The 21958-nt window shown below is 43.3% G+C and carries 16 protein-coding genes; 9 read left to right on the top strand and 7 right to left on the bottom strand.

The features are described 5' to 3' along the window. Positions 1-10 precede the first annotated feature (10 nt). Positions 11-475: a PTS sugar transporter subunit IIA gene (locus ACT3ID_RS18485; protein ID WP_491543549.1), complete on the bottom strand. Its 465-nt coding sequence runs from the start codon at positions 473-475 to the stop codon at positions 11-13. A 158-nt stretch (positions 476-633) separates the two neighbouring features. On the opposite strand from ACT3ID_RS18485, the gene ACT3ID_RS18480 reads away from it, so the two are divergent. The 4 genes from ACT3ID_RS18480 (at position 634) to ACT3ID_RS18465 (ending at position 4762) form a co-directional block, all read left to right on the top strand. Further along, positions 634-1302 (top strand): heme exporter protein CcmB, encoded by a 669-nt coding sequence (locus ACT3ID_RS18480; RefSeq protein WP_491543548.1) that lies wholly within the window; start codon positions 634-636, stop codon positions 1300-1302. Between the two features lie 145 nt (positions 1303-1447). Next, positions 1448-2650, top strand: a complete 1203-nt coding sequence (locus ACT3ID_RS18475; RefSeq protein ID WP_491543547.1) for a DNA polymerase III subunit — start codon at positions 1448-1450, stop codon at positions 2648-2650. Beyond that, on the top strand, positions 2647-3483 hold the full coding sequence (gene dapF / locus ACT3ID_RS18470) for a diaminopimelate epimerase (RefSeq protein ID WP_491543546.1): 837 nt from the start codon (positions 2647-2649) through the stop codon (positions 3481-3483). The genes ACT3ID_RS18475 and dapF overlap by 4 nt, the downstream gene beginning before the upstream one ends. Next, positions 3455-4762, top strand: coding sequence for a type IX secretion system plug protein (locus ACT3ID_RS18465; protein ID WP_491543545.1), 1308 nt, complete (start codon positions 3455-3457; stop codon positions 4760-4762). The genes dapF and ACT3ID_RS18465 overlap by 29 nt, the downstream gene beginning before the upstream one ends. A gap of 733 nt (positions 4763-5495) precedes the next feature. Here ACT3ID_RS18465 and ACT3ID_RS18460 read toward each other — a convergent pair. Both ACT3ID_RS18460 and ACT3ID_RS18455 read right to left on the bottom strand, forming a co-directional pair. Then, positions 5496-6767 (bottom strand): glucose-1-phosphate adenylyltransferase, encoded by a 1272-nt coding sequence (locus ACT3ID_RS18460; protein ID WP_491543544.1) that lies wholly within the window; start codon positions 6765-6767, stop codon positions 5496-5498. 8 nt (positions 6768-6775) lie between these two features. Then, positions 6776-8215: a glycogen synthase gene (locus ACT3ID_RS18455; RefSeq protein WP_491543543.1), complete on the bottom strand. Its 1440-nt coding sequence runs from the start codon at positions 8213-8215 to the stop codon at positions 6776-6778. A 175-nt stretch (positions 8216-8390) separates the two neighbouring features. On the opposite strand from ACT3ID_RS18455, the gene ACT3ID_RS18450 reads away from it, so the two are divergent. Both ACT3ID_RS18450 and ACT3ID_RS18445 read left to right on the top strand, forming a co-directional pair. After that, complete coding sequence (locus ACT3ID_RS18450) at positions 8391-9311, top strand: ABC transporter ATP-binding protein (protein WP_491543542.1); 921 nt, start codon at positions 8391-8393, stop codon at positions 9309-9311. Positions 9312-9314: 3 nt separating this feature from the next. Continuing rightward, entirely contained in the window at positions 9315-10622 is a 1308-nt protein-coding gene (locus ACT3ID_RS18445) for an ABC transporter permease (protein WP_491543541.1), read from the top strand. Positions 10623-10920: 298 nt separating this feature from the next. Here the strand turns inward: ACT3ID_RS18445 and ACT3ID_RS18440 are convergent, their stop codons facing one another. After that, positions 10921-13278 (bottom strand): M1 aminopeptidase family protein, encoded by a 2358-nt coding sequence (locus ACT3ID_RS18440; RefSeq protein ID WP_491543540.1) that lies wholly within the window; start codon positions 13276-13278, stop codon positions 10921-10923. A gap of 704 nt (positions 13279-13982) precedes the next feature. Further along, the gene (locus ACT3ID_RS18435) at positions 13983-15542 is read right to left on the bottom strand and encodes an MFS transporter (RefSeq protein WP_491543539.1); all 1560 of its coding nucleotides are present in this window, start codon (positions 15540-15542) and stop codon (positions 13983-13985) included. Positions 15543-15760: 218 nt separating this feature from the next. On the opposite strand from ACT3ID_RS18435, the gene ACT3ID_RS18430 reads away from it, so the two are divergent. Beyond that, positions 15761-16816, top strand: a complete 1056-nt coding sequence (locus ACT3ID_RS18430) for a VOC family protein (protein WP_491543538.1) — start codon at positions 15761-15763, stop codon at positions 16814-16816. On the opposite strand, the gene ACT3ID_RS18425 is transcribed toward ACT3ID_RS18430, so the two are convergent. Next, on the bottom strand, positions 16799-18166 hold the full coding sequence (locus ACT3ID_RS18425) for a 1-acyl-sn-glycerol-3-phosphate acyltransferase (RefSeq protein WP_491543537.1): 1368 nt from the start codon (positions 18164-18166) through the stop codon (positions 16799-16801). The two genes, ACT3ID_RS18430 and ACT3ID_RS18425, sit on opposite strands and share 18 nt — an antisense overlap. A 167-nt stretch (positions 18167-18333) precedes the next feature. Between ACT3ID_RS18425 and ACT3ID_RS18420 the strand changes: the two genes are divergently transcribed. Both ACT3ID_RS18420 and ACT3ID_RS18415 read left to right on the top strand, forming a co-directional pair. After that, positions 18334-19455 carry a sulfotransferase family protein gene (locus ACT3ID_RS18420; protein WP_491543536.1) on the top strand — a complete coding sequence of 374 codons (1122 nt, stop codon included), beginning with the start codon at positions 18334-18336 and terminating at the stop codon, positions 19453-19455. An 88-nt stretch (positions 19456-19543) separates the two neighbouring features. Next, the gene (locus tag ACT3ID_RS18415) at positions 19544-20167 is read left to right on the top strand and encodes a sterol desaturase family protein (protein WP_491543535.1); all 624 of its coding nucleotides are present in this window, start codon (positions 19544-19546) and stop codon (positions 20165-20167) included. 965 nt (positions 20168-21132) lie between these two features. Here ACT3ID_RS18415 and ACT3ID_RS18410 read toward each other — a convergent pair. Continuing rightward, on the bottom strand, positions 21133-21906 hold the full coding sequence (locus tag ACT3ID_RS18410; protein ID WP_491543534.1) for an inositol monophosphatase family protein: 774 nt from the start codon (positions 21904-21906) through the stop codon (positions 21133-21135). Positions 21907-21958: the final 52 nt, after the last annotated feature.

Genomic DNA, 21958 nt, shown 5'->3' with positions numbered 1-21958 from the left:
CTTCTGATCTTTAAAATGAAACGTGTTCTTCTTCTTTAAATTGGTCAATAATCTCTTCTGCCGATGAGCACTTTCTCAATCGTTCGCGAAACGCGCTGTTATTCATTAAACGTGAAATACGGCTCAACATTTTAATATGCAAACTGTTGCTTGCCTGCGGCCCCACAAGCAGAAAAACCATATTTACCGGCTCATCATCTATCGCCTTGTAGTCCACCGGCTCATCCAAAATTGCAAAGGCAGCATAGGTTTGTTCTATCCCTGAAGCCTTACCATGCGGAATGGCCAACCCTTTCCCCACACCTGTTGACATAATTTTCTCTCGTTCAAAAACGGCGTCGCGAATTCTTTCGATCTCCCCGTCCGACACTTCGCCCTCCAGAGAAGAAACCATCTTCTCTAAAACCTCATTTTTATCACTTGCTTGTAGGTTTGGCAGAACTGTTTTCGGGCTTAAAAGGCTGAAAATATTCATGAAGAAACTCTAAATTAATCTTTTCCATATGGTGCTCAAATATACTCATCGTTTTACGTCTGTTACAACTTAATTACGATACAAATATCAAGGTTATTCTGTTGGCTTTGATAGAATATGGATTTAAAACTTGCTTACAATTTTTGTAAACTTTGCTCATGGATTTTTTGCAGGGAATAACAGCTGTTTTACGCAAAGATTTGCAATCGGAGCTTCGCTCGCGATATGCCATCAATACGGTTCTGGCATTTGTGGGCGCATCGCTGCTACTGATTCTGTTTGCTATGAACGCTGAGCAGCTAGCACCTACACCTAAAAGTGCATTAGTTTGGATCGTTATTTTATTTGCTGCACTTTCGAGTTTATCACGTTCATTTGTGATGGAAACCGAACGCCGAACCTATGACTTACTCCGCCTTCACGGTAAGGCTAGCGAAGTTTTCGTGGGAAAGCTGTGCTATAATTTTCTTTTTACCTTGTCAGTAAATTTAGCCACATTTTTCTTTTATATTTTCCTGCTGGGGATGCCTATTGCTGATGTAATGGCATTTATCCTTGTTCTATTACTTGGGACGGCCGGGCTTTCGGGAGTAGCAACAATGCTGGGAGCAATTGTCTCGCAGGCCGACCGTAAGGGAGCCATTTTTTCGGTTCTTAGTCTTCCACTGTTGTTTCCCCTTATCCTGATTCTCGTGCGTACTACCAAAGCTGCTCTAATCGAAGGATTTACTGATAATTATCTTAATGATTTCTGGGCGCTAGTAGGCTACGCAGGGGTAACAATAACAGCCGGCATTTTACTTTTTGATTATATTTGGGAAGAATAAAAGACGTAATTTGAATTCAACCGCAGGATGAACAAAAGATATCGCAGAGTTTCTCAGAGGATTTTTCAACCTCTGCGCGACTCTGTGGTTCTAATAGCATTTTATTTCTTAAAATGTATTTGGCTCTGATAATATTTTAAGCTCTATGAATAACTATAAAGATCTAAAATTTAATTTTGGCGATCGACGACTGGTAGGTCAGCAGTTTGCCCGTGAACAGATAGAACGTATTGTCCGATCGGGGCGCATCAGCCATGCCTATCTGTTTTCGGGACCACCGGGTGTAGGCAAAACGGCTTTCGCCCTCGCATTCGCTGAGCTCATAAATGGAATTGATCATTTAACCGCTCTGGGAAATCAGGCGTTTTCTAAAAAATCATCTTGGTTTAACCACCCGGATATCCACACTTTTCTGCCGGTGCCTACCAATGTTTCTGTTGAGGAATTGCGAAAAAGACTGCAGTTATTACGCGAAGATCCTTACGAAATTGTTGATTTCAGCCTGCGTCCCTCCTTAACTGATGAAGACAGCACAAAAAATAAGCGAGCGTTTTATCCTATTGATTACTTTCGCGAAGAAATACGTCCTGCAGCCTACTACAAACCCAATGAAGGGCGAAGAACGGTGATTATTATGACAGGAATAGAAAGTATGAAAAAGGAAGCGGCCAACTCTTTCCTGAAGCTGCTCGAAGAACCGTCGGAAAATCTGATGTTTATTCTCACTACCGATAATACCGAGGCGCTGCTACCGACGATCATTTCACGATGCCAGCACATTCAGTTTTCATCCCTGAAAACACAAGAAATTGAACAGGCGCTTATCGAGCACGATGGTGTGCCGGCACAAGAAGCCTCTTACCTGGCTCGTGTATCCGGCGGAAACTACGCGATGACACGCTTTTATGACGTAGATACGCTCAAGAAAACAAGGGAAGAAATCATCGAATATCTGCGTTATGCGTATGTTCAGGATGCTGTAAACATTACTGAACAAGCACAGGATTGGCAGAGCGAGCAAAATCTTGAAGGACAGATTGCAATACTTAACGTAATGGAAGTTTTCCTGCGCGACCTGCTGGTATATCGATCCACGGAGAAAAAAGAGCTTATTACCAATGCCGATCAAATTGATGTGATACAAAAATTCTGCGAAACACTGGGCGATGCACGTCTGGAGTCAATGATTGAACAGGTCAGTGAATGCAAGCCTATGGTCTATCAGAATGTTCAGCCAAAACTCATCTTTACCGCCCTTGCGCTTCGTTTCTCCAGCTTAATGCGAAATCAGGATCCGATAATTTCTCAAGAAGAATCCTGGAAACATCTACCCGCTTTTTCTCAATGACCCAAGAAAAAAACAGTATACCGTTCACTAAGATGCAGGGAGCCGGAAATGATTTTATCATACTTGACAATCGGTCCGGATCTCTGAGTAAACAGGAGATTATCAACCTTGCGCCTGAAATTTGTGATCGTAAGTTTGGTGTAGGATCGGACGGTATTATGGCTCTTCTACCTGCCGAAAAAGAAGGGGCAGATTATACAATGTACTACCGTAATTCCGACGGTAGTGATGCCGGCATGTGCGGAAACGGCGCTCGCTGTATTGCACGGTTTGCTCATTTGCTGGGATTTGATACCCGGCATCGTTTTAATGTGCACAGCCAAATCTACGAAGCAGAAGTGCACGACGACGAATCGGTGAGTATTGCTTTTCCTATGAAAGCATCAGCCCAGAAGCTTACGTTGGACGGGCATCAAATGTATGTCACGCATACGGGTACCGAGCATGTAGTCACTACGATCGATGAACATGCGATGGAAAATGAAGATAACCTTCGGGAAGAGGGACGTCTGTTACGCCACCACAGTCATTTTCAACCGAAAGGGACCAATGTAAATTTTATCTGTGGAGTTGATGAAAATACACTGAAACTGCAAACCTATGAGCGGGGGGTTGAAGATCTGACCCTGGCATGTGGCACCGGAGCTATTGCCTCTGCTCTGACTTGGCACCATCTGCAAGATTCATCAAAAGAGTCAGAAAAATACACGGTAGAGACCAAAGGGGGAACATTACACGTTTATTTTTCCTTCAACTCTTCTACTGAAACATATTCAAATATTAAACTCGAAGGACCTGCCCATTTTGTATTCGAAGGCCAATATCTGCTGTAATTTTGTTGCTTTTTTATTGTTTGTATGGAGTACGGGCTGTGCGGTTGTCAATCAGGATAGAAACGTACAAGACGAAAAAAATCAGCAGCAGACGTTCGGAAGTTTTGCACTCCCGCAACAAAAAGCGCCCCCCAATAGCATTCAAAGCGTCCATATATATCCCAAAGGGAATCCCAATATGCCTCCCGTTATTGAACTGAATAGCGGTCAAAACCTGGTGCTTTCTTTTGATTATTTGGGAACAGAAAGCCGCCAGTTTCGGGTAAAAGTTTCACACCGCTCTCGGCAATGGAATCAAAGTCCGATAAGTCCTACCTTTTTTCTCGACAGCTTTTCAGAAACACAGATCCAGCAATCGAGAGCCAGTTTTAGCCAGCGTCCCCCCTATCATCACGTAGAATATGTATTCCCTAATAATGAACTTCTTCCTGCTGTAAGTGGAAATTATCTGATTGAAGTGTATTCCTATGATAACGGCGATCTACTGTTTTCGATGCCGTTTTTTATTACCGAAGATGAGGGCTCAATTGAAACGCGAATCGAGCGGCTTTTTGCACAGCGTGATGATGGACGTCCGATGGACCAGCTATTCAGCACGTACCGGTATCCCGATTTTGTCGAATACCCACAGTTCGATCTGTCGATGTTTTTCGTGCCACACAACTTTTGGGGTCGCATGCAGGAGGCGGGATTCTTGGATACAATCACACCCGGTGAACTTCAGGGGCATCAGGAACCTAATCAGGCCTTCGTTGGAAACTACGAGTTTAAATATCTCGATCTTCGTTCATTTGATGTAGATGGCCAGCAAATCCTGGAATATCAGCCGGGAGACACTCCTCCGCGAATTATTTTGCGGCGTGATATCCAAAACCTCGATGCCGATCCCGATCTATTTTCAACGTCATCAAATTTTGGTTATCCCATGGATGACCGCAATAGTGAATATGCACAGGTTGAGTTTCGTTTAGAGACTGATGCATCAATTCCACTTTCTTCGGATATTTATATTGTAGGACAGTTCAACAACTGGATGATCAACGAGCTCAATAAAATGAGTTTTAACACCGAAGAGAAGTTGTGGGAGGGTCAAGCATTCATTAAACAAGGCGAATACGCATATAAATATGTTTTAGTGGAAAATAACAGGATCAACGATTTAGCCCTGGACCACAGCTTTTTATTTCCCCGACAGCAGTATTTAACTCTCATTTACTTTAATGATCCGGAGCGAAATTACGATCGCCTGTTGAAAATAGATCGGGTCATTTCGGAGTGAAAAAGTTTGTCTTGAGAGGATATTTGCCTTTTTTATTTATTTTCATCTGGCTACGATGCTTCGCTTCGTAACCAATTTAGCGGAAGAAAATAAACGTCGCGACGCAGAGCATCGCGACGAGATGAGGCTAGAAGACAGGAATAGCTATTCCACATTAGTCGTTATGCTAAAGCAGCTTTCCCCGATTCCCCCAAACCCCAATTTAAAAACTGTGAAGTAACAGTAGTTCATTGTTCCTTGAGGAAACTGTAAATTCCATGATTTCCCGGAATCTTTGTTAAGGGGATCAGTATTTATCATTTGATTTCTCAGCTCTCTTCAAACAGCTTCTTATTTTTTCTTCGTAGCTTTGCTCTTTCAGGGCTATGCTAAGCCGAAGCCGATCAGTTGTTGGTAGGAGTCTAAAAAATGCCCATGTCTTGCTATCCCGAAAGCTTTCGGGATAAGCATCTGTTGCTAAGTTCGGTTTAAAGCCTTTAAATCGTGTTTTATCTATAGATCCTGAAAATAAATTCAGGATGACACCCGACTTTTTAAAGGCTCTCCTATCCATCATAACGCAAATACAGCAAACAGGCGGAAAGAGTGACATCCAATAGCTGAGTTGGCCATCGGGTGGCTGGGAAAAGCAGAGTTCGGGAGTACAACTGCCTCACAACTAGAGAATACCATCAGATTTTTCAAGCCCCCCTTATCCACCGGCTTGCGAGTCCAGTGAGCGGGTGGATTGAGTTTAAATCTTAGTCCCGTCTTTGATAATCTCTCCTTTTGGGATAATGACAATGCCATCTACAACATGATAGTTACCGTACTCTCCATCTTCCAGATGTTCACCTCCAGCAATCCGTACATCATTTCCAATCTTCACATCTTTGTCAATAATAGCATTGCTAATAAAACAGCGGCGTCCAATACCCATTGGCGGATTATCATTGCTGCTGTTTTCGATATCTTCACGGGACTGGAAAAAATCATTCCCCATAATAATAGAGTGTTCTATAGTAGTTCCCTTGCCAATACGTGACCGGATACCAACAACAGAGCGCTCTATTCTGCTTGCTTCAATCAGACAGCCTTCGGCCAAAACAGAATGATCAAATGTGGTACCCGAAAGTTTGGAAGCCGGCAGCATACGCGCATGGGTGTAAATAAAATCCTCGTTGTCATAAAGATTAAACTGCGGCAGATCTTCAGTAAGGGCCAGGTTTGCCTCGAAGAATGATTTTATCGTCCCGATATCTGTCCAATAGCCGTCGAACTCAAAGCTTTGTACTTTATAATCTTTTTCAATGGCCTGTGGAATTATCTCTTTCCCGAAATCTGTTGCATCTTCATATTCGTCGAGCAGTTCATTAAGAGCCTCTTTCTTAAAAATGTAAATTCCCATAGAAGCAAGATAAACACGCCGGTCTTTGCTAAATTTTTCCGGTGTATCAGATTTCCACTTATCCAACTCTTCATAGTTCGGCTTTTCAACAAAGTTTTCAATGACTCCTTCATTATTTGTCTTCATTATACCGAATCCCGTAGCGTCTTGGGCAACAACCGGAATAGTAGCAACCGTCAGGTCAGCATCATTTTTTTCATGCTTCTCCATCATATTCCGATAATCCATCTGGTAAAGCTGATCACCCGACAATATGAAGACATGTTTATGTCGGTGATTCTCCATATGATGGATCGACTGGCGAACGGCATCGGCTGTCCCCTGATACCAGTTTTTACTTTTGGGAGTCTGTTCAGCGGCAAGAATATCAACAAAACCGCTGCTGAACACATCAAAATTGTAAGTGTTTTTGATATGACGGTTCAGAGAGGCTGAATTAAACTGAGTAAGCACATAGATCCGACGAATATCTGAGTTTAAGCAGTTGGATATGGGTATATCCACTAACCGATATTTACCGGCTATCGGCACTGCTGGCTTTGAACGTAACTTTGTTAAAGGATATAATCTTGTACCCTGTCCGCCACCTAAAATAACTGCAATTGCTTTGCGTCGCATAAAAATGTTTATCGATTTAACAGTTCATTATACATGTTAATATACTTTTTAGCCGAGGCATTCCAAGAAAAATCTAGATTCATAATTCTTTTTCGAACCCCCGTTAACTTCCTTCCATCTTTAAATAACGTGATTGCTCTCTGTACTGCATTGCTAGCTGCATGCAGTGCAAAATCGTTAAACGTAATACCATATCCGTCTGGTTCACCTATATCCACAACCGTATCTTTTAATCCACCTATATTGCGAACAATCGGAACCGTCCCATATCGCATGGAATACATCTGATTAAGTCCGCATGGTTCAACACGGGATGGCATAATCATAAAATCACTGCCTGCATAGATCTGATGAGCCAGCGGTTCGTTGTAATCCAGTGCAGCATCAAAGTATCCCACAAAGCGATCACTCATAGCCTCAAATTCATGATGCAGACTTCTGTCGCCTGTGCCCAACACAATAAAGTTAACACTTTGTGGCGATTCAAGATAACTTCGAAACAGGTCGGGAAGTAAATCTGCCCCCTTTTCATAAGCCAGCCGACCAATATATGCAATGGTGGGATATTGCGGGTCGAGTCCGAAACGTTCGCAAAGTACTTCTTTATTTTTACGCTTGCCTTTTGCCATTTTTCGGGCATTATAATGGTGGGCAATCATTGGGTCGGTATCTGGATTCCACACGCTGGTATCTATTCCATTTATGATACCGCGCGACTTCTGTGTTTCATTCCGAAAAAGCCATTCCAATCCATTACTGTTATGGGCCAGCTCTTGCATGTAAGAACTAGAAACGGTGGTGATTTGCCAGCATGTTTTTAATCCTGCAGCCAGACAGTTCAGATCTCCATTCCAGTCGAGAAGACCAATATTGCTCTCATCAAATTTAGGTAATAGATAAGCATTGTCACGGTTAAACACCCCGTGATATTCACCATTATGTACCGTGAATACAGTCGGAATATGCTTCAGATCTATGTAACGATAACACTGGGTAAGCATAAACGGCAGTAATCCAGTATGATGATCATGGCAATGGATGAGATCTGGCTTCTCTCTCATCCCATTAAACCAGTCGAGTACCGCTATCTGAAAGCTGGCAAACCGTTCGAAATTATCCCAGTAACCGGTACCTGTATCTTGCTCAACATAAATACCGGGACGGTCGAAGCGGCCCGGAATGTCAACAACATAGAGAGGAAAACCGAGTGAATCATCCGTCTCGCGCTGAATCCAGTAATCAAACTGCTGGTCGCCCAATGGTGCACTACCTGCCAGCACCGTTTCAAATTCATGGTTTGCAATCCAATTATTATGATATTTTGGCATCACAACAGAAGCATCAACCGACTGCTTGTTCAAATATTTAGGTAAGGAACCAACCACATCTGCCAGACCACCCACTTTGGCAACAGGATAACATTCGGCGCTGAGATGATAAATGTTCATAATATCCTAATTGAAACTAGCAATAATAAAAATCGTAATGCCCAATTCTGGGCAAATAATAAACTGGGTTTAGATTATGATGAAATAATCAAAAGTTTGAGCACCAATCAAACTCTTTCTTTATCCATAAGTTTATACTACTTTTCCGATCAGCAAAAAATAAAACAAATACGTTATGGCTGTAATTGAAGTCGAAAACATCAGTAAATCGTTCGGAGATACAAAAGCGGTCAGAAATGTCAGTTTTAATGTTCCAAAAGGGCGTATCTTCGGATTGCTCGGTCCTAATGGAGCCGGCAAGACAACAGCAATTCGTATCATTAATCACATTCTCATTGCCGACAGTGGATCAGTAACCATTAATGGTGTACCTGTGAGTCCGAAGACGCAGAGTATGATCGGATATATGCCTGAGGAACGTGGTTTGTATAAAAAAATGAAGGTGGGCGAACAGCTTATCTATCTGGCTCAACTTAAGGGATTGAGCCGCGCCGAAGCTGAAAAGAAGACGCACTACTGGCTTGACCGATTTGATGCGGCCGACTGGTTGAATAAAAAGGTTGGTGAGCTTTCAAAAGGGATGTCGCAAAAGATACAGTTCATTGCCACCGTTGCTCATGACCCTGACATCTATATATTTGACGAACCCTTCAGTGGACTTGATCCGATCAACAGTGAAATGCTGAAAGAAATTGTAATTGAGCTTCGGGAGAAAGGAAATACTATTCTTTTTTCGACACATCGGATGGAACAGGTGGAACAGATGTGTGATGAGATCTGCCTGTTTAATAAAGGTAAGGCAGTACTTAAAGGAAACCTGCGAGATATTAAACAGAAGTTTGGCAAAAACACCGTCAACATTGAGTTTGAAGGCGACCACAGCTTTTTGGACAAGCTTAAAGATGTTCGGATCAATAATCGCTCGACAAACTTTGCCGAAATCCGCGTGCTCAATGGACAGCATATGCAGGATATCCTGAAAACGGCGATGGATCATGCCGAAATCTACAAGTTTGAACGCGTGGAACCATCTCTGACGGAAATTTTCATCTCTACTGTTGGCGAAGATAATATTAATCCAAATGAATTAGCTTGATTTATGAGTTTGCGCCAAATTTTACTTGTTCTTAAGAGGGAATATCTGACCCGTATACGTTCCAAAGCATTTATCATTGCTACTATTTTAATCCCTCTCGGTATGATTGCTTTCGTCGGCATTGTGGTAGGCATTTCCGTTTGGGATTCTGATACGCAGCGTACAATCGGCATTGTGGATCAAACAGAAGTGCTATACCCCCGCCTGGAAGAGATGGCACCCGAACGGTACAAAGATTTTTCTGACCTCACCGAAGATTCGCTGCGCTCGCTGGTGACCCAAGAGAAAATTGATGGATACATTCTACTCAGGAACGCTCATATCGAAGGTGAGGCAGATCCGGAATTCTTATCCAGCGGCACTGGCGGACTCGGTCTCCAGTCATCCATTCAATCTGATCTGCGAGAAGTCATCCGCAACGAACGACTGGCACGGGCCAATGTGTCAGAAGATATACAAGATATTTACGAAAGTGACGTCAGTCTTGAAACACGTAAACTCACCAAAACCGGTAAAGAAACCGAAGACGACACCGGATTTCTCACGATTGTTGGTCTTGCAATGGGCTTTATCATCTTTGGCGCCATTTCCGGCTATGGAGGATTGATCACCCGGAGTGTTATTGAAGAAAAAACGAACCGCATAATTGAGGTTATCGCCTCATCAGTAAAACCGATCGAGCTACTGCTGGGTAAACTAGGCGGGATCGGATCATTAGCACTCACGCAGATGACGATCTGGATTGCTACGCTCTTCGGCCTTGCTGCGGCGGCTGGGCCAGTAGCCAGTATGTTTCTCGCTGCTCAACAGTCTCAAATGCCCAACGCTGAGGAAGCAGCCCAGGCATCACAGGGAGTAGATCCAGCTGTGTTTTCGATTCCTACAATCGAAACATCGCTTATAATCTATTTTGCCCTCTTCTTTATCCTGGGATATCTCATTTACAGCTCATTATTTGCAGCCATCGGTTCGGCCGTAGATTCCGAAGCCGATACCCAGCAATATATGTTCCCGATTATGGTGCCTATTTTTGTGGCATATTTTATCATGTTTCAAACGATGGATAATCCTGACGGTACACTTTCGGTTGTGGGATCCCTCATCCCCTTTTGCACGCCCATTTTGATGGTGACGCGTATTGCAATCACGGATGTTCCTATCTGGCAAATTGGACTCTCTATCTTTTTGATGATAGCAACCTTTGCCGGTACGATGTGGCTGAGTGCTAAAATTTACAGTGTGGGTATCCTGAGCTATGGTCAAAGTGCTAACTGGAAAGAGCTATGGAAATGGATTCGACAAGGTAATTGATGGGAATTCGTGATACGTAATTCGTAATGCGTGAGATGTACCAAGTAGTACCAAGATGGCCCATATTAGGCAGGATTAACAGGATACGTTATAATTGTTCAAGAGCATAGTATTTCTTAAATGTATACTAAGTAAGGAGAACTACCTTACAATTGTGCCACAACTTGGAAAATGAGCTACATAAAATCCTGCTAATCTCAACAATCCTGCCCATCATAACTCTTATCGGCAGCAACCTTTTAATCGAGGCCAAAACCAACGAATTACGCATTACGTATCACCCTCCATGCATCACGGATCACTCATTACGGATTATTAACTGATACACCCGCTCGTCATATTCATCCTGCCGGTATTCTGACAAGAAGTTTCTCACCTCATCACCTTCCTGCCTGGCAAGTCCACTGATGACCAGATACCGAATACGCGGATCAGACGACTCCAGCAACTCTTCAGCTCTAGATAACCAACTGGCCGGTGCATGGTCGTGCTGAATAAGGATTTCCAGAGCCGTGCTGCGTATAGTATAGCTGTAGGTGTCAGATGTAAATAACTCTGCTTTCTCCACCGCTGCTTCCACTTCACCCATATTGGCCAACTGCTGAATTGCAAATATAGATCGCCCGGCATTATCCTGCTGTATGATATTTTCGGTATATGATTCAAACTGTCCGGGCGAAGAAATTGCAACCAACACCTGCGTCGCCTTTTTAAAAAAATCATCATCTTCTGTATTCAGAGCCAGCTGCTCCACCTGATTCATAACCGTGGAATTTCCTTCAAAATTTTGTAATGCCATCAGCCCAGCCTCGCGAATAGCTCTACTATCACTTTCCAGTGCATCCATAAATATCTCTTCCGTTCCCGAGGCTCCAGCCGTTATATCAGCATATGAGCTCAACAATGCGGCCTCTACTTCAGGTTCTAAATTCCGATTCATAAAATCCCTTATGGCCAGCTGCAGATCAGGATTTTCGGTATGTGCCCCCAATTTTCGGGCGGCAGCTGCACGCCGCTTTACCTCTTCGGCATTACGTAACTCACTGATCAAAAATGAGGAAGGTTTGAATTCATCCAGATATAAATCCGGCCGGTTGGGAGCCTCCAGATACACTGTACTTATCGTCGGATCCACCTGTAGCACAACCGAATCTTTTGTGCCAGTGAAAGTCACTTCTGTAGTATCGGTACTGTTGGGATATACTTCATAGGCATTTATTGATGTTAACTCTTCATAAACCCCATGCATAGCTTCAAAATTTAATATAAGCTGTCCCTCAGCCTCGTTATAGTCATAAGTAACTTTATAAGCTATCGAATCAGCATTTTCTGTAGATGAATTCGTCGCATCAGCATCTTCGGTCGCATTCAATTCCGGTATCTCAAACAACCTCTGTCCACTATTTCGATACCATAATTTGGCATAATCATTCCAACTGACGACAGGTGGCAACTCCTGTAGTGCATCCGTTTGTGCCTCTTTTATCACGGATTTAAGATTTTCTTTCTCCCAGCTGGCCCATCCTTCGATCCATCTGTTCCAATTTTTAACTCCGAAACCATCGTAAACACTTTCTACCGAAGCTCGTAGAGTATCCCGCTCTTTTAAAGCCACAATCGAATCCGCGATTGAATGAAAACTCACCGCCTGTTGCAATGTTATAGCATCAGCCTGGTTCCATTGCGCCTCGCGCTGATGTACACCAAACCACTGACCGATGATACCCCGCAACAACTGTGCATCAAGATCACCCCGATTTTTATAGAGATGAACTGCAGAAGCTGCCCATGATTTCGTCTCCCACTGGTGGTCATCCATCACCAAAACCGTCAGCTGGTTATGAGGATAATCAACCTGCAAAGAATCGGAGATTCGTCTTAAATAGTCCTGCGCTTTTTGCAGAAGCTGATCAGCGCCAATGGTATCGCTCAGCGCCTGTTCTACAGCCACCTGCACATTGGTTTCTCCTTTTGCGGATTCGGTATCGAACCTACCCACAGCCAGTGCCAAACTCGAGGCCGGCACCTCCTCCTCTGACTCAAAACGAAAACGCATTACATCCACCGAAACAGTCTCTCGATCAGTATTTTGACCCGTTGCCCAAACCTGATATCCCGAGGGAACAGAAATAGTAAATGTAGTTTTCAAATCTACATGAGGATTATCAACAATGGGTACCCAGTGCCGCTGACTTTTAGGTAGTAGTGAGCTTCTGACCGTATTATGGACATTTTTTAACAATCCGAACTGGGGATTGGCTGAATAGCGAATCCGCACTTCAAATTCTTGACCGGCCTCGGCAGATTCGCCGACAGGTACAAAAAGCGAATCGTTTTGAAGCATAAAATCAGTACCAGCTCCATCCACACTTACACTGCTTATATCCATGTGGGCCGCATAAAGCGTAACAGTATCAGCGCCACTTACATTGGCTTTCACCTGATAGGTAGCTGCTCCGTCAATACGCAGGTTTTGAGGCTGTAATCCCAGCTCCAGATCCAGGCTGACAAAATCGAAATCCAGCTGGGGATAGGGTTCATGATCAAATGACTGTGCTTGTACTGGGATTACCCCTGATCCTATCCAAAAAAGAGTTATAAGAAGAGCGGCAATTAGTTTGAAAGGGGTAATTTTTAAAATACCTGTTCGGGTCATGAGCATTTCCTATGTAATATTGTTAGAAGTCACAGCTAAATGTAAAAATACTATTTATAACAGGAGAATATAAGGAGTCTTCTTCTTTCCCATAAATCTAAGTGTTGCAGCAGACGATTGTTCCATCTTCTGTGAATAGTCAACTACAGCGTCATTCCGAACTCCGATGTGGAATCTCGCGCGGCAAAAGAGATGAACACAGTTCGGATCCATACCAATGCCTATCTATAAAATATTTTCAAAGCGCTGATATAATCATGGAACAACCTAACCTGGTGCAAGTTTGCAACTTGTGCCCGTTGATACTGCCGGCATACATCACAAACTTGCGCCAGTGGAGAAGAGAATAAATAGTTTAAACGCAGAGCGTTTCTCCCGGTCCCGACGCAGAGCCTGCCTTCCGCCGAAGCATTCTGTATATAATTAAGTATAAAAGAAAATGGCTACGCGCAGGCAAGCATCAGGACGAGATATAGCTCTTGCTTGGGAATGTTATACCGTGGAAGCAGAGTTTCTTAAGAGGATTCCGAAGTAAGAGCTTCGGAATAAGGGAAAATAGAATCTTACCACGGATGAATCCGTGGCTAAAGATATTTTGTAAAAGCTCACTTAAAGTGAGCTTCAGTTCTTCTCAGCCTGACAATTCATCTTCAGGTGTAGAATATTTCGAGATTCGTCATTAAATAACTATTTATTATTCAGATCTACTGATGTTCTGCCATTTCTTCTTTTTCCAGCTCTCCAGAGCTTTTAGGATGAAAATCGACCATCAGCATCGCACAAATAGCACCCATAAACACCAGTCCGGCAGCTACAAACATGACAATACGAAAACTGGATAAAAATGACTCCCTGATATTTTGCTCTAAGAGTTGTTGAGTTTCTGCCGATGCATTTTGTGGGATTTCTGCCTTTGCTAAATTCGTTGCCTCGCTAATCATCTGCTGCTGGACCTGTTGCGGAACATTTTCCTGCTCCATTCTATCAGACAGATGCTGACCAAAAATTGCTATTGCCAGTGCTCCCAGAAGTGCTACAGAAATCATCCCTGACAGCCGGGATACTGCTTTATTAATTCCTGAGGCTTTACCTGCATCTGATCGATCAACAGAACTCATAACCGTGGTATTAAGCGGTGCAAAACTAATCGCCACACCCAATCCCATAAAAACGATTCCCGGAAAAAAATTAATCCAATACGAACTATCTACTCCATAAATACCCAATAGAATAAAACCAATACTTGTAATAATGGGACCGGCTACGAGCAGCGGAAGTGCCCCAAAACGGACAATTAGTCCACCTGACCAGCGTGAAAGCAGTCCCACCAATAGCGGAAATGGAATAAAGGCCGCCCCGGCCGCCGTGGCCGAGTACCCCTGGATCTGTATAAAGTTAAATGGTAACAGGAAAAAGCCGCCTGCCAGCGAAAAATAAAAGCTCATCGTTACCAGATTGGCACCGCTGAAATTTTTGGATCTGAACAACTTAGGCGGCATCATCGGTTGATCCAGTTTCGTCTCCAAATATACAAAACCAACTAATATCAGTAATCCCAAAAGTGCTGTAGAAAGTACCACAGGATGTGACATTCCCAGATCAGAGGCCTCAATCATGCCGTAGCAGATTAGTCCCAGCCCCAGTGTGGCAAGCAGAGCACCTGCCCAGTCAGGCTTGTCATGCGTTTCAGCAGAGTTACTTTCGGGCACGCGCCAGAATAAGATAAGAAGCACGGCAAGGGCCAACGGTACGCTGATCAAGAAAATAAATCGCCATGACAACTGATCAACGAGTATACCAGCCAACAGCGGGCCGGCTGCCGTGGATAGCGCCGTAAAACCTGACCACGTGCCGATAGCTTTCCCCCGTTCTTCCTTATCGTAAAGATCCGTAATAATAGCTAAACTGCCGGGGATCATCAGGGCTCCGCCGACCGCCTGTCCCCCGCGTGCAAAAATTAACTGCTGTACATTCGGGGCTAGACCACACCAGATGGTTGAAATCAAAAACAAAAAAACGCCGTAACCAAAAACACGTTTGCGGCCGTAATAATCGCCAGCCGATCCACCGGTAAGAATGAGCGTACCTAAAATAAATGCATAAATGCTCACTACCCACTGCATATCGGCTACCGAACCATCCAGTGATGACTGTATAGCCGGAAGTGCCACATTCACAGCAGAACCGTTGATAAAGGCCATTCCCGATCCGATAATTGTAGCGGCCAAAGCCCATTTTTTTTGCCGGGAAGAAATTTTTGTCATAACTGTATCTACAGTAAAAGTAGAATTTTCTTCAAAGCCGGAATGTATAGGTTAACTTATTTTATTACAAAAGGTCTAATAACCTCGTCTCAAAGTTGTAGATGCTTAGCAGATATTATATTATTTAGATTCCAGATTCAGATGAAGCAGTAATTGCAATGTAGTAAGTATCTGAACGGTCAATGATTGACCTCGATTTCTTTTAAAGCAACAAATTTATGACTAAGATTATCAGTGGTATCCAGCAGATCGGGATTGGTACTCCCGACGAAGAGAAAGCTTTTGAATGGTACCGAAAAAAACTAGGCATGGACATCTGTGTATTTCAGGATGCTGCGGAGGCAAAGTTAATGACCGATTATACGGGCAATGAGATCCAAACTCGTTCCGCTACGCTGGCTATGAATCTTCAGGGTGGTGGTGGTCTTGAAGTCTGGCAGTATACCAGCCGTGATCCACAGCCGCCCCCCTTTGACATCAAGATTGGTGATCTGGGACTATATGCCACAAAAGTAAAATGCAAGGATATTGAAGAGGCGTTTAATTTTCTGCAATCGAAGGGAGTAAATATCGTTGATGGTATTAACAATGATCCTTCAGGAGCTCCTCATTTCTTTGTAAAAGATCCGCATGGACTTCTCTTCCAGCTTGTTGAAGGTAACTCCTGGTTTTCGAATGGTAAATATAATACGGGTGGTATTGCCGGCTGTATCATCGGCGTTTCTGATATCGACCGATCGCTCAATCTCTACAAGGATATCCTGGAATACGATAAAATTGAATATGACGAGGAACGTGTTTTTGATGATTTTACTGCACTTGACGGCGGCTCCCAAAAAATGCGACGCGTATTATTAAGCCACAGTGAGCCGCGAAAAGGTTCATTCAGTCAGCTTCTGGGCCCCAGCAAAATTGAGCTTGTTCAAACGTACGGACGCGAGCCACGCAAGATTTTCCGCGATCGCTACTGGGGCGATCTTGGCTTTATCCATCTCTGTTTTGATGTGAAAGGGATGGATCAGCTTAAAAAAGAGTGCCATAACAAGGGATTCGAATTTACCGTGGACAGCAAGAATTCGTTTGATATGGGCGAAGCCGCCGGACGTTTCAGCTATATCGAAGATCCCGACGGTACACTGATCGAATTCGTCGAGACGCATAAAATTCCTATCTGGGAAAATATCGGCTGGTATCTGGATGTGAAGAATAAACCGCCGGAGAAGCCGATTCCCAAATGGATGCTGCAGTTCTTGCGATTAAACCGCGTCAGGTGACTGGACAGTCTCCTGCAATTTAATGAGTCCGGCAATTTCATCCAGCAGATCAGATAACTTCTTTTGTTCGGTCTGTGACATTTTCTTCAGCCGAACCTGTTGCATCCACTGACTAAAGCTCTCGGCTATCTTTAAGCTAACAATTCCAGTTATAGGCAATGAAATTATATAAAGCAACAATCCCATCCCAAAACCCAAAAATACACCCAAGACCGCCGTTTGAACCAGATAACTGATGGGGAATAGCAGCAATCCGGCAACCATTCGCGCCGAATTTTTAAATTGTTTTTCCCCAACTTTGTCAGCCGTCTTGTGCATCAGCGTCCAGGGAATAATATTGTTGATCCATCCATAGAGAAAAACCGGCAGTAAGATCAGATATCCGATCGCTTCCATCGTAAGCCGGACGCTCGGTTTTCGCTCCACGAGCGGACAATCCAGATCAAGGTTATATTTGGCAGCCGTTGTCTCCAGCTTTTGATAAGATTGCCGAAGATCTTCAGTCAATTCATTATTTCGAGCCTCTTTTTCTTGTAAATGAGCAATGAGATCCTTCTCAAAAAGCAACTCTTGATCATCATATTCAGCAGCCGTATCCATTTGTGGATCGTTATGCTTCAGCAGATCTAACATCTGCTCTGTAAGTTGGTAATCGCGTGTATTGATATCCACCGTCACATCCCTGACACCTTTTTCAACGTCCGCAGTGAGCTCTGCAATAGCCACTGCTTCAGATCTCCGGTACTGCTCCCGGTAATCAGAAACCAAAATCGGAGGACCAAACTTGACATGGATTCCTTTTCGAGCTTTCGTAATCGCTCGATAATTAATGCCAACAGGCACAATATTTACACCTAACCTGAATTTTTTTTCGGCTTCGGCCCCCAATGCTATACGCGCCAGTCCCTTTTTAAATCGCCCTACTTTTTTCTTCGGGATACAATTGCCCTCTGGATGAATGAGCAAGTTGCGATTTTGGAATAAAATCTGATGGCAGTGCGAAAACACGGATCTGTTGCGCTGTTTTAAATCTACGCCGTCACGCGGACGATATACCGGCAGCATATGAAAGGTCGTGAGCATCCAGTCCAAAGCCCGGCTATTGCCAAAAGCATCGGCCCTGATCAGCGGGTAAATAAATCGGTCATTAGTATATTTCGTAGGCAGAATAAGACACAGCGCATCCGAAAAAGCATTTTGATGCGATGGCGCAAAAATAACCGGTTTTTGCCAATTGATATTTTCCATTCCGGAATATGTCACCGTTTTATGGTACAGATCGAACCAGATCTTTACGGTGGGACGCACCCACCAATGTGTAAATGTCCAATCTTTTATCTGAATATCCATGGAAGCCTTTTTCACTGTTCGTTCGCTAAACTTGATCAGTTTGTGAATATTTATTAATCACACATTTGGCAACAAATAATTATAATTGTTACATCATAACAAAAGTAATTGCAAACAATTTGATAAAATCGGCGTAAGAATAATTTAGTCTAAAATATTTTTTGACGATGAATTCTCGCAGGCATCCGGTCAGAAACTTAACTAAGCAGCTGTTAAAACACGATAGTTTTACAGCAAAAAATATATCGAAAATTTCTGCCTTCTATCTCAAATTGATTTTGCAGGAACCGTTCAGACTTTATGAAAACGTCAGGTGGAACAGCAGGATAAGAAACCATCAGCTTAGCAAAGATCCCATCTTTGTAATTGGCCACTGGCGCAGCGGGACTAGTTTTTTACAGTATCTTCTGGGGCAAGATCCGCAATTCGGCTTTATGAACAAATTCCAGGTTGTATTTCCCGATATTTTTCTTAGTTCTGAATCTTTTCTGAAACCACTAGTAAAACGAATTCCAAAAAGTTTGAATCTTATCCGGGACGCACAAAATATGTCGATAAACCTGGAGCTCGACAGTCCCAGCGAAATTGAGATCGCTTTAACTACGATGATCTCTCCTGCCAGTCTGCACTGGGGACATATTTTTCCGCAAAATGCAGAAGAATACTTCAATAAATACTTGTTTTTCGAAACAGCTGATAACAGTGATATAGAGAAGTGGAAACAGGATTATCGCTACTTAATTCGTAAAACGTCACTCAAAAATGACGGTCGACAACTGCTGATTAAGAGTCCCGGTAATACTGCCCGAACTGATAAACTTCTGCAGATGTATCCGAATGCGCAATTTATTTTTATTCATCGAAATCCGTACGACGTTTTTTACTCCAGTAAAAAACTCTGGAATACAATGCTGGATAATCTGGCTGTTGAAGAAATTGGAAAGCAAAAGGTGGAAGAGGAGATTATAACCGTTTATCGAAAACTGATACAGCGTTATTTGAAGCAACGAAATAACATACCGGACGGACAACTCGCTGAGATCGGTTTTGAAGATTTTGTTTCTCATCCGTTAAACGAACTGCAGAATGTGTATAATCAGCTTGGATTAAACGGATTTGAAAATGCTCAAAAGTATTTTTTTGATTTTTTAGATCAAAAAGCAGAAGGTAAATCCAGTGACTATAATTATGAAACCCGGATTGTTGAAAAAATCAATACCAACTGGGAGTTTGCTTTCAAAGAGTGGGATTACCCGCTTATTAGCAGCGAATATTTTGTACCAGCATAACAACTGCTGGAACTAGAAAAAAAGCAGTTTGTTACAGATTTGAGATATTTAAGAGAGTATTACATAATCATTAAAAAAATGAAGTATTATGCATCGGGAAATAAAAGAAGAAGGTCAAGGATCATTATTTGAGAATTCATTTTTAGAACCATTAACAAAAGCACCACCCTATGTTTCAAGCACAATATATATCGTTGCGGTGCTTGTTTTACTCTGGATAGGATATCAGATGCAGGTTGTTGATACCTTTTGGTCTGGCGCAGCAATATTTGTGGGCGCTATCTTTTTCTGGACGCTCTTCGAATATTTTGCGCATCGCTATCTGTTTCACATCGATGAGTATTTTCCAGAATCAGAATTCGCACAAAAACTGGCTTACACCTTTCACGGTATTCATCACGAATATCCGAGAGATAAAGATCGAATCATTATGCCTCCTGTGCCGGGACTAATGATTATTGGTATATTATATTTTGTATTTCTGCTTATTCTCGGTGACTATGCATATATCTTTATGCCGGGATTTGTAACGGGATATCTCCTATACACGCGGGTTCATTATTTGACTCATACACCGCCGGTGCCTTCTTATCTTAAATCTCATTATCGTCATCACTCTCTGCACCACTACAAATATCCCGAAAAGGCATTCGGTATTTCGACCACTCTGTGGGATCGGGTTTTTGGTACTATGCCGCCAGAAGATGCCTAAATGGAATAATGAATATCGAATAGCGAACAAGGAATGATGAAGTATGAAATCGTTTCTGTATTCCTATTTAATGGACTTATTCTGTTCATTTAAACTAAAACCCCCGACGGGAGTCGGGACAAAAGAACTACCAAAAAAGTATCCGCTGAGAATACTGTAATCGCCTTCACCCGTCGTTATTCCGGATGGATTAAAACCGTGAAATTGGCAACAAAAATCCCCTCCTTAGAAAAGGTGGGGCGTTAGGGGAGGTTGTATTCAAGAGACGAAATAAAAATTTAGAGTTTACCCCTTTCGTTGTTCCGTTACTGTTTTTCAACGATGAAAAAAGTAACCCAAAAAATCGCCAGCTGTGAAAACTTGGCCTGATCGATCGCCATCTTCGCTACAATCATTTAACTCGTCCCTTCGGTCCTCAGACAGAAATGATTTCTATACGCTCCGATTCTGATCAATCCGGGCGGCCAACTTTTCTAAGGCCGGAAAAGTAATAACCGGCAACAACAAAAGTCCCCTCCTCGGGAGGGGTACCGCGGGGCGGTGGGGTGGGTTAGAATAAAGCTATTAAGCATAGAAATAAGCAATGAATCTCCGAACTTCTGGCCTAAGCGGGTGAGGTGTGGAAAGGGCAAAGGACGGGCCGAGCAGAAATAAATGGGGAAAGTAGTGGCAAAAGCTACGAACGTTCCGAAGCAGGAGATTCTTGGGGCTACAGAAAGTACAATGTCTTGCATTTATTTCCGGTCCGGACGAGCCCGTGCGCCGAAGTTCCGATGCTTCGGAATGAGTTTTACCGCACCGTTGCCTGGCCCGAACTTTTTCGAGGCTCATTCAAAAGGTGCAAAAGAAAGATCCTTCATTCACTGCGGGGCTTGATCCAAAAAAGCTCGTAATTAGAAAATCCGTGTGACCGCGGCCTCAAATAATGCACTCGTGCATATAACTCCCGCATCACTCATTATGCATTACGCATCGCGAAAAACCCGCAAGACTTCGGGCAAAAGTTCACGGCTGCATGAAAAACCATTGCCCGACTCTATCGTCTCATTGCCATCGGTATCACAGAAGATGCCTCCCGCCTCACGAAGAACGGTAAGCAGCGGCGCCGCATCCCATATACTTAAAATGGGATCGAACATCAGATCAGCGCGTCCAGTGGCAACGAGCATGTGTCCATAAGCATCGCCCCATGTGCGGTGGAAGCGTGTCTTTTCAAGAAGGGTATTAAATGCATCTCCATAACCAAAACCAGCCGAAGTATAGACGTCCGTACTCATAAAACTGGCTTCGGATAAATTTTCGCACGGACGCACACTGCAGGCCTCATCGTTTAGCCGCACACCTTTTCCTTTGGCCGCGTCACAGAATTCATCCAGCGCCGGAGCATAGATGATACCAACCACCGGTTCTTTATCAACTACCACGCCAATTAACGTAGTGTAAAGCGGCACGCCGTGGATAAAGGACTTAGTTCCATCGATAGGATCTAGAATCCACTGCACCTCACTTTCCGAATTGTGATCGTCATACTCCTCCCCCACAACTCCGTGTTCGGGAAAACGATTCATAATCTCCTCTCTCATAATCATCTCCGCTTCACGGTCGGCCACCGTTACGGGAGAATCATCAGCTTTTCGCTCCACATCAAATTTTTTATTGAAATATTTGAGCGTATGGTCGCCGCCTTTTGTTGCGATTTTTTTTGCTGCCTGGTGAACGGAATTAAGATCAAAATTCATGTGTACATAAAGTGTTTAGGTGATTATTTTCAGCAGGCGAAATATAGAGTTC

The sequence above is a fragment of the Fodinibius sp. GM108 genome (genome assembly GCF_058386985.1).
The sequence above is the reverse complement of the archived record's forward strand: the minus strand, read 5'-3'. Positions and strand labels throughout refer to the sequence as shown.

Coding starts and splice junctions, on each gene's coding strand:
- dapF (WP_491543546.1), top strand. CDS start 2,647: ATGACCCAAGAAAAAAACAGTATACCGTTCACTAAGATGCAGGGAGCC.
- ACT3ID_RS18455 (WP_491543543.1), bottom strand. CDS start 8,215: ATGAACATTTATCATCTCAGCGCCGAATGTTATCCTGTTGCCAAAGTG.
- ACT3ID_RS18420 (WP_491543536.1), top strand. CDS start 18,334: ATGAATTCTCGCAGGCATCCGGTCAGAAACTTAACTAAGCAGCTGTTA.
- ACT3ID_RS18450 (WP_491543542.1), top strand. CDS start 8,391: ATGGCTGTAATTGAAGTCGAAAACATCAGTAAATCGTTCGGAGATACA.
- ACT3ID_RS18415 (WP_491543535.1), top strand. CDS start 19,544: ATGCATCGGGAAATAAAAGAAGAAGGTCAAGGATCATTATTTGAGAAT.
- ACT3ID_RS18480 (WP_491543548.1), top strand. CDS start 634: ATGGATTTTTTGCAGGGAATAACAGCTGTTTTACGCAAAGATTTGCAA.
- ACT3ID_RS18410 (WP_491543534.1), bottom strand. CDS start 21,906: ATGAATTTTGATCTTAATTCCGTTCACCAGGCAGCAAAAAAAATCGCA.
- ACT3ID_RS18425 (WP_491543537.1), bottom strand. CDS start 18,166: ATGGATATTCAGATAAAAGATTGGACATTTACACATTGGTGGGTGCGT.
- ACT3ID_RS18485 (WP_491543549.1), bottom strand. CDS start 475: ATGAATATTTTCAGCCTTTTAAGCCCGAAAACAGTTCTGCCAAACCTA.
- ACT3ID_RS18445 (WP_491543541.1), top strand. CDS start 9,315: ATGAGTTTGCGCCAAATTTTACTTGTTCTTAAGAGGGAATATCTGACC.
- ACT3ID_RS18460 (WP_491543544.1), bottom strand. CDS start 6,767: ATGCGACGCAAAGCAATTGCAGTTATTTTAGGTGGCGGACAGGGTACA.
- ACT3ID_RS18430 (WP_491543538.1), top strand. CDS start 15,761: ATGACTAAGATTATCAGTGGTATCCAGCAGATCGGGATTGGTACTCCC.
- ACT3ID_RS18475 (WP_491543547.1), top strand. CDS start 1,448: ATGAATAACTATAAAGATCTAAAATTTAATTTTGGCGATCGACGACTG.
- ACT3ID_RS18435 (WP_491543539.1), bottom strand. CDS start 15,542: ATGACAAAAATTTCTTCCCGGCAAAAAAAATGGGCTTTGGCCGCTACA.
- ACT3ID_RS18440 (WP_491543540.1), bottom strand. CDS start 13,278: ATGACCCGAACAGGTATTTTAAAAATTACCCCTTTCAAACTAATTGCC.